The following is an 8,335-nucleotide window of genomic DNA, read 5'->3' on the forward strand; positions in this document are numbered from 1 at the left end:
TGAATTCAAACTTGTAAGCGTGGATCGCGGCGCGCGGTGACCCCGACGTGTGTTCATCAGCCCACCCCCTCCGCTGGCGGAGGGGGTGGGATTCGAACCCACGTATCAGGTCTCCCCGATAAACCGCTTAGCAGGCGGCTCCCTTACGGCCACTCGGGCACCCCTCCGTGTGAGGTAATTATAGCACGTGAGAGATGATCAACTCGTCTGAGCATCGCCGCTTTAGGCATTGGAAAATCGTATATAATTCATTTGTCGAGCGGACACACAACAACGGAAAGGGGTGGTACGCTTGTTGCCATATGATAGTTTCCTGATCGACGGTCCATGGCTGTTATCCATCGGTTGGATACTGGGAAAGATCCTCAACAAGTTGGTCGAGGACGCAGACACGAGAAACACGGCGGGCAGGCGGTTGAGTTTCGCCACTCTCGCGATCTTTTATGTGACCAGCATCTCTCTCTACTTCAACCTCGAGTGGACCCGCTGGATATGGGAGATAGGCGGGGCCGAGTCGGGGCGCGACTGGATGATTAACAGCGGCGTGTTCAACTTCGACCACGAGAACGTGACTGGCAAGGGTCACGTCATTGCCGCGCTCCTGTTCGCGACTTACCCGGTGTGGTTGAAGGCGGGGTTCAAGCTCGCCGGAAACAAAGAGAAAGGGTGATGGCATGAATATGATCACGGACACGGCTTTCCTGGGATTGCCCCTCTTCAAGAAGGGCAAAGTCCGGGATATTTATGAGGTCGATGATCTTTTGCTCGTGATCAGCACAGACCGGATTTCGGCTTTTGATGTTGTCATGAACCAGGGGATACCTGGCAAGGGGGAAGCGCTGAACCAGCTGGCCGCGTTCTGGATGAACAAGACCAAAGACATCATCGAGAACCACCTCGTCACCACGAACATGGACGAACTTCCCGCCGATCTTCTTCCCCACAGGGACAATCTCCAGGGCCGCTCGATGCTCGTTGTGAAAGCCGAGCCGCTTCCCGTCGAGTGCGTCGTGCGCGGATATCTGGCCGGGAGTGGTTGGAAAGAGTACCAGAAGTCACAGAGCGTCTGCGGGGTCACGCTGCCAGCGGGCCTGCGCCAGGCAGATCGGCTTCCCGAGCCGATTTTTACCCCTTCGACGAAAGCCGAGATCGGCGAGCATGATGAAAACATCACCCTGGACAGCGTTGTCGAAGCCATAGGGACAGAGGCCGCTCAAGAGGTCGAGCGCTTGAGCCTCGCACTGTACGCGCGCGGCGTCGAGATTGCCGAGTCCCGGCATGTAATACTCGCGGACACCAAGTTCGAGTTCGGGATGTACGATGGCCGCCTCATTCTCATCGACGAGATCTTCACCCCCGACTCATCCCGCTTTTGGCCGAAAGACTCGTGGACGCCGGGGCGCGACCAGGAAAATCTGGACAAGCAATTCTTGCGTGACTGGCTCGAGACCCTCGCCTGGGACAAGGCGCCCCCACCGCCGGACATCCCGGAGGACATCGTCTTGCAAACCGCGCAACGTTACGCCTACATCAAAGGAATCCTGACAGGCACGTAGTTTACAACTATCACCGTCTTGCCCGGATGGTCATCAACTTTCCCGGCGCCTACCATCAGCGTCTTGTACTTGTCGCCTTCTTCCCAGGTAAAGAGCATCTCCTGCGTTCCGCCCTCCGCAATGGGCATCTCCCTGTACTCCGGCTTGCTGGCAAGCTTCTGCTTGTACCAGGTCGAAACTTTGTCAACGCTGTCTTCCGTCCAGAGTGAGGCTACCGCATACTCTTTGTCGCCTTTTGAGTTAGCAACGGACACGCTCGCGTTCTCGTCCATTTTCGCGTTCGGGTAGATAGGAACGCCGAGTTCCGCTTCCGTCGGGGTTTTGGTCGTTATGGTTGTGTCCCCCGACTTGACTGTGGTCTTCCCACCCTTCGTTTCTACCTCGGTGTTGCCCACCTTCACCCCGGTATCGCTTACCTTCACGCCCGTGCCGCCGCAACCGGCGAGGCCGAGCGCGGCCATCAGGACGATGACCAGCGTTATTCCTGTGATCTTTCGCATTCCGTTGCTCCTTTCCAATCTCAATCCAGGCTACTTTTTCTTTGGCTTCGCGGTCGTTTTTTTCTTGCCGGCAACTTTGCGCTTTGCTGTCTTCTTGGTCGGCAAGGTCATCTTGAGCGAGCTCTCCATGCGCTCGGGAGGCGCTTCACGTACGACCGGCTCCTCCCGGATGACCTCGAAGTGGTCAATCGCGTGGATCGAGGTCGGGCGGGGCTTCCTGGCCCATACAGGCTTCATTCGCATGCCCACTTCGAGCTTCATCTCGTCAATCTCGTCGCAGAAATGCATCATCCTTGTGTTCGAGCCGTCCAGGGTGACCCAGATCGAGGTAAACGGCACCTTCTTGAGGTGGCCGTTGTTGGCGTCGATGAAGGGGAACCTCACGACAGTGAAACCTTTCAGGATCCCATTAGGGCCGCACTCGACCCACTCGTTCATCTCCGCGAAACAACGCCCGCAGACCTTGCGTGGCGGGACATAGACCGTACCGCATTTGGGGCACTTCACGCCCATTACACGCTTGTTGTCCCGCATCTCAGCCAGGTACTTGCTCCAGTACGGGCCGAGATGCCAGCCGAAATCGTACTCGACGTGTCCAGATTCGTGAGTCAGCAACTCGTACCCATCCGGGGTGTGGGTCGTTTTTCTCTTGTCAGTGTAAATCCCCATTGGTGAATACCTCCCTCGACTTATGGTAGATCCGCGCCCAGGATGAACACGTCCGACCAGCTGCAACCGCCAAAGCCCGTAGCCAGCGCCTTCTTGACGTTTGGCACCTGCCTATCGCCTGCTCTGCCCATTATTTGCCATGCGGCTTCGCCCACGCGGATGAGCGCTGTCGCTCCGATCGGGTTTGTGGAGATAACACCGCCCGACGGGTTGATCGGCAGGATCCCGTCCATGTGAGTGGCGCCGCTGCGAACAAGCTTGGGCGCCTGGCCTCTCTGGCAGAACCAGAACGAGTCAAGCCACTTGACCGCCGTGGTCGCGCAAGGCATGTAAAGCTCGGCGACGTCCAGCTCCTTCAGCGGGTTCGTGATGCCGGCATACTTGTACGCCTGCAAAGTTGCCCTCTCGAGAGTCGGCATCCACTGCCACTCTAGATCGCCAAAGTGCGTGTAGTCGTGGCGCACCACCGACGCGTGCACCCAGGCGGGTTGAGGAGCGAGCTTCTTCGCTTTTTCTTCCCCGGCGAAAATTACCGCGCATGCGCCGTCTGATCGCGGGCACATGTCCAGAAACTTCACAGGGTACGAGAGCATCGGCGAGTTCATTACGTCTTCGACCGTGACGTGCATGCGGTTGTGGGCGTACGGATTATTGAGCGCGTTGTTGCGGTCACGGGCCGCGCAGATAGCCGCGTCCTCTTCCGTCGCGCCATACGCTTCCATGTACATCGAGTACTCGGTGGCCAGTGGCCCAATGGCGCCGGCAAATGGGTCGCGCTCGAGAACTGGGTTCGCGCAGGTGGCGATCGCGGCCTGCGTGTCCGACTCGGAGTTCTTTTCCCAGCCAACCGCCATGACAACATCGAATAGCCCGGAAGCCGCGCTGTAATAAGCCGCCGCCGCGACCGTCGTGCCTGTCGTGCCGCCGGTGGTAACTTTGAAGACCGGCTTCATAAAGGAACCGAGCCCGTCAGTCGCCCACATATCGACGTAGTTGATATTCTCAAAGTGATCCATGTTGCCGATGACTATCGCGTCAACGTCGTCCAGTGTTATGCCCGCGTCGTCAAGGCCTCTGGTAACGGCCTCCGCGATAAGCTCGACGCCCGAGGCGTCCAGCCTGCGGGAGGCATGATGGGTCTGTCCGACCCCGACTATTCCTACTCTTTTTCCCATGTCACACCCCTACTTTCCAAGTATCCAGACGCAATGGGACTGGCCGCACATGCCGTTGATGCCGTGCGCGAGCGCTGTTCCGGCCCCTTTCACCTGGCGTTTCCCGGCCTCACCTCGAAGCTGCAGAACGCACTCGATCACGCACGCCAGCCCGGCGACCTGCACCGGGTTGGCGGAAAGCCTGCCGCCCGATGGGTTGACCGGTAGCTTGCCGTCGCGATTGAACGCGCCGCGCTCTTCCATCTCCGGGCCACGGCCGTCCTCGCAGAAGCCAAGTCCCTCTAGCCAGAGCGGCTCCATGTAAGAGAACGCGTCGTAAATCTCAGCCACGTCGATGTCGTCAGCAGTGACGCCGGCCATCGAGTAAGCCTTCTTTGCGGCTTTCTTGAGCGCGCGCGTATTCGCGAGGTCCCGGTCGCCGAGGCGATACGCGTCCGTGATGTGCCCCACGCCGTTCAGCCACACTCTCTTCTTGTTGGTTGTCAACTTCTTCGCATTACGCTCCGCCGCCAGTATTACCGCCGCCGCGCCGTCTGTGACCGGTGAGCAATCCAGTTTCTTCAGCGGACTCGCGAGCATCGGCGAGTTCATGACGTCCTGGACTGTAATCTCCATCGGCAACTGCGCGAACGGGTTTCGCATCGCGTTGCCGTGATTCTTCACGGAAACAAGAGCGAACTGCTCCTCGCTCCCGCCCGACACGGTCATGTACCTGCGCGCCTGAAGAGCCGCCGAACTGATAGCGTCAAGCCCGAGCTTTCGCTCGACCAGAGGGTCAAAGGCTGTGTTCGTTATCCCATTTATGTTGCTCTCGGTTCCCTTGTGGTGGGCAACTACAAGCGTGGTTCCGAATGAACCCGAGAGGATTCGCATCATCCCGTAGAGAACGCCGAAAGTTCCGTCGCCTTCTACCGTAGTGATGTCCTTGTTGTACGCCCCCGACGCATCCGAAATAGCCATGGACGAGATTGTACGCCCATCCCAGAAGTCACTTGATACCGAGACGACGTTCTCGACGTCTTGAATGGATATCCCGGCGTCAGCAACGGCTTTGCTGGCCACTTCCCACACAAGCTCGTGAAACATCTCGCGCTTGCCGCTTTCGTACTTTGTCTGCCCGACTCCAATAACTGCTACTCTTTCCAACTATCTCACCACCATTCCTAAATCCCGGCGGCCTCAAGCAATCGGCTTGAAGTGCTTGATATCCATGATGTTCCCGTCACGCTCTTTCGCCAGTACGGCCTTCACCCGCATGCCCACCTTCACCTTTTCAGGATCTACCCCGCCGATCAGGTGAACAAGTCCGGTGTCGGCGCCGTCCATCTTTATGACCCCGTACACGAAAGGCGCCTTCTTCGGATGTATCGTGGGTTCGTTGTAATGCACGACCGTGTAAGTCTCTATAACGCCCGTGCCGGGCAACTTGATCCAGTCGTTCATGTCCTTGTAACAATCGATACACTTGATCTTGGGAGGAACATACACCTTGCCGCAGGACGGACAGCGGTTCGCCCAGATCTCGCCGTCATCCCTGAGCTGGACGTACCACTTGCTCAGGGTGCTGCCGACAGTCCACGAGTATGGCACGCAAATCTTTCCCGGGAAAACGACCTCTTCCACATCGGCCTTCCAATCAGCCAACTGCCTCACCTCTTTTCACCAAACGAATTACCGTACAAATTCCTGAACCAAAGAACTAGCTTATCCTATAAGTTTTGATGTGCCAAGTCGAGTCGGCGGGGCGCGTCAAATGTCTTCGAAGTAGCAGGCGCGGTACTTGCCGCGGCGCAACGCCTCAATGAGCTCCACCTCATTGCCGGGCTCTTCCTCGAAGACAGTGACGCAGCGAGCGATATGGCTCACGTGATGAGCGTCACTGCCGCCTGTCCCAAAAAGCCCGTGTTTCTCGCGCAGGCTCTCGGCCTGGTCGTTGCTCTTGCGCGTCATCGCTCCGTTGCGGGTCTCGATCGCGCGCACGGACGCGAGAAGATTGTCTGAGATAGCGGTCTTGCTACGGTGGCGCGCGTCGGCGACGCCACGGCACGGATGAGCCGGGATGATTATGCCGTTGCGCTGTTCGACCTCACGCTTCAAATCCTCAAATGGGAAGAGGTAGTAAGGGACGTCCTCCTCCCACCCGAATACGAGCATGTCACCAAGCTCTGTAAGCACTTCCATGCCCCGAAAGACCAGAAACCCGCGCTCTTTCGCGTGCTCGAAAGCGACCCGCGCGCCACGGGTAGTCGCATGCTCCGTTACGCATACCGCATCGAGCCCGACCTCACACGAGCGCTCGACCAGCTCATCGGGCATTAGCGAAGAGCATCTGGATGAAATGTTCGTGTGAACGTGAAGGTCAACAATCATGCCGCTTCTCTTTCAAGATTTGAACGTCCGCGTGCGCGAAATGAGACACTTTGAATACTTATGGGTCAGACCAATTCTGTCTTGGTGATGTCGATCTTTACCATCTACGTCTTCTCCTCGGTGTTCTTCAGGACTTCGGTTCCCGCTCGCGTCAGTCGGTAACGCTGCAGGCGGTTACCGGGCTTGTCCGGGATCGTAAGCTCAATGAGCCCGTTGCCCAACAGCTCGTTCAGGGTGCGTTTCAGAGCACCTGTCTTGCTCCGCAGTCCGAGCGTTGTCGCCAACTCCTGAGCCGAACGCACGTCTCCCGACAACGCGCGCAGCACTCGATCTGACTGGGCCCCCGAGATATTGACCTGGGCTCTGACCTCCGGATTTGGAAACTTTCATTTTCGATCACCTCCCGGATACGTTGGGTGAAGACAGCGCTCCGTCCGCTTCAGCTGGCAGGCGCGGTTGTTGAGCCTTTTCTCTCGCGTTTCAGAATCGAGTCCGCGACCAGTAGCCCCGAGGCCGAGGCCTGCACCAGGCCCCTGGTTATTCCGACGCCGTCACCGGCGCCAAACATGTTTTTCACCTGGCTCTCGAGAGCGCTCGAAACTTTGAGGCGGGAGCCATAGAACTTGACTTCGACCCCGTAGAGAAGCGTGTTGCGCGAGAACACTCCCGGAGTAAGCGCGTCGAGAGCGGACAACGTCTCCAGGATGCCCGAGAGGTATCGAAACGGCAACACCAGACTGAGGTCGCCAGGGGTCGCCTCGCCGAGGGTCGGGACGACCGTGCCGCGCGCCATCCTCCTGGGATTGGAGCGGCGTCCTGCCATCAGGTCGCCCAGCCGCTGGACGATTATCCCGTCACCCAGAAGATTCGCGAGCCACGCGATGTATTTGCCATAAGCGATAGGCTCGTGAAACGGTTCAGTGAACCTCTTGTCAACGAGCAACGCGAAATTGGTGTTTTCAGTTTTCTTGCCGAGGTAGGAGTGGCCGTTCACGGTCAGCACCTCCTCGTAGCGCTCCTTTATCACCTCGCCGCGCGGGTTCATGCAGAAAGTGCGCACTCTGTCCTCGGACGCTTTGGTGTAGTAGATAAGCTTGGGTTCGTAGAGCTCATCCGTGAGTGGCGCCATCACGACCTCCGGGATCTCTACCCTGACCCCGATATCAACCATATTGTTGTTGCGCGAAAGCTTGAGTTCGCCGGCGACGCCGTCGAACCACTCAGCGCCGCTGCGCCCTGGGGCGACAACCAGGTACTTGCAGTCAATGCTGTTTCCCGCGCGCGTCTCGATCCCCGTGACCGCTCCGTCTGAGACCGTGATAGATTCAACCATCGACTTGAACTGGATCTCCGCTTTGCCTTTCAGTTCCTCGTACATATTGCCCAGCACAACCGGACAGACTTCTGTGCCTATATGCCGCACTCGCGAAGGTACGAGAATAAGGTCGGACTTTACCGCGTTGCGAGAGATCTCGCTGATCTTCTCTTCGTCGTTGCCAAAGGTTCGCTCAGGTGCTCCAAACTCCAGGTAAGTCCTGTCAACTTTCTCGATGAGCTTCTCCACCTTTTTCGCGGGAATGAGGTCGGTGAGCCAGCCGCCTACCTTGCTGGACAACGTAAGCTTGCCGTCGCTGAAAGCGCCCGCCCCCCCCCATCCGCTCAAAACAGCGCATGGTTGGCAATTCCGGCACTGGCCGCTTGGGGATGGACAGTTCCTGTGCTCGAGCCCCTCGCCTTTATCCAGCAACAGAACCTCGAGGTCGGAGTTGCGCGTGAGCTCGAGCGCGCAGAATATCCCCGCGGGACCCGCGCCTACTATGATCACGTCGTATGTCTGTTTCATTGCCCACCTGTCTGATCAATCGCTTCAAGCCGACCGAAGCGTTCAACAATACCTTATATTATGGACACATCCCGGTCACTCTTCCATCAACTCATTTTTACAATTCAATTCTTCCCACATAGAACATAGGGGTCACCTGTAAGAAGCCCAAGTCAAGACACACCTCTCCTTGATCCCCGCTCGCGGGGATGTCAAATTCGTCTTGACTTGGGAGGAGACCCC

10 protein-coding genes and 1 tRNA gene are annotated in these 8,335 nt (G+C 57.8%); 2 read left to right on the forward strand and 9 right to left on the reverse strand.

Features of this window, described 5'->3' with window-relative positions; all coding sequences use genetic code 11:
* Positions 1-74: 74 nt before the first annotated feature.
* Positions 75-167: transfer RNA gene (locus CVT63_07410), tRNA-Ser, on the reverse strand.
* Positions 168-292: 125 nt separating this feature from the next.
* Between CVT63_07410 and CVT63_07415 the strand changes: the two genes are divergently transcribed.
* Positions 293-670 (forward strand): hypothetical protein, encoded by a 378-nt coding sequence (locus tag CVT63_07415; GenBank protein ID PKQ27540.1) that lies wholly within the window; start codon positions 293-295, stop codon positions 668-670.
* Positions 671-674: 4 nt separating this feature from the next.
* Positions 675-1,556 carry a phosphoribosylaminoimidazolesuccinocarboxamide synthase gene (locus CVT63_07420; GenBank protein ID PKQ27541.1) on the forward strand — a complete coding sequence of 294 codons (882 nt, stop codon included), beginning with the start codon at positions 675-677 and terminating at the stop codon, positions 1,554-1,556.
* On the opposite strand, the gene CVT63_07425 is transcribed toward CVT63_07420, so the two are convergent.
* From CVT63_07425 to CVT63_07460, 8 genes are all read right to left on the reverse strand, one after another.
* A complete protein-coding gene (locus CVT63_07425) occupies positions 1,526-2,056 on the reverse strand; it encodes a hypothetical protein (protein ID PKQ27542.1) in 531 nt (176 codons plus the stop codon). The genes CVT63_07420 and CVT63_07425 overlap by 31 nt on opposite strands.
* 30 nt (positions 2,057-2,086) lie before the next feature.
* Positions 2,087-2,725: a hypothetical protein gene (locus CVT63_07430; protein ID PKQ27543.1), complete on the reverse strand. Its 639-nt coding sequence runs from the start codon at positions 2,723-2,725 to the stop codon at positions 2,087-2,089.
* A gap of 20 nt (positions 2,726-2,745) precedes the next feature.
* Positions 2,746-3,900, reverse strand: a complete 1,155-nt coding sequence (locus tag CVT63_07435) for a propanoyl-CoA acyltransferase (GenBank protein PKQ27544.1) — start codon at positions 3,898-3,900, stop codon at positions 2,746-2,748.
* A gap of 9 nt (positions 3,901-3,909) precedes the next feature.
* Entirely contained in the window at positions 3,910-5,046 is a 1,137-nt protein-coding gene (locus tag CVT63_07440) for a propanoyl-CoA acyltransferase (GenBank protein ID PKQ27545.1), read from the reverse strand.
* A gap of 33 nt (positions 5,047-5,079) precedes the next feature.
* Entirely contained in the window at positions 5,080-5,553 is a 474-nt protein-coding gene (locus CVT63_07445; protein PKQ27546.1) for a DNA-binding protein, read from the reverse strand.
* A gap of 96 nt (positions 5,554-5,649) precedes the next feature.
* Positions 5,650-6,270, reverse strand: coding sequence for a hypothetical protein (locus CVT63_07450; protein ID PKQ27547.1), 621 nt, complete (start codon positions 6,268-6,270; stop codon positions 5,650-5,652).
* A 104-nt stretch (positions 6,271-6,374) separates the two neighbouring features.
* Positions 6,375-6,554: a hypothetical protein gene (locus CVT63_07455; GenBank protein PKQ27548.1), complete on the reverse strand. Its 180-nt coding sequence runs from the start codon at positions 6,552-6,554 to the stop codon at positions 6,375-6,377.
* Between the two features lie 155 nt (positions 6,555-6,709).
* The gene (locus CVT63_07460) at positions 6,710-8,113 is read right to left on the reverse strand and encodes an FAD-dependent oxidoreductase (protein PKQ27549.1); all 1,404 of its coding nucleotides are present in this window, start codon (positions 8,111-8,113) and stop codon (positions 6,710-6,712) included.
* Positions 8,114-8,335: the final 222 nt, after the last annotated feature.

The sequence above is a fragment of the Candidatus Anoxymicrobium japonicum genome (genome assembly GCA_002843005.1).
Classification (GTDB): Bacteria; Actinomycetota; Geothermincolia; order Fen-727; family Anoxymicrobiaceae; genus Anoxymicrobium; species Anoxymicrobium japonicum.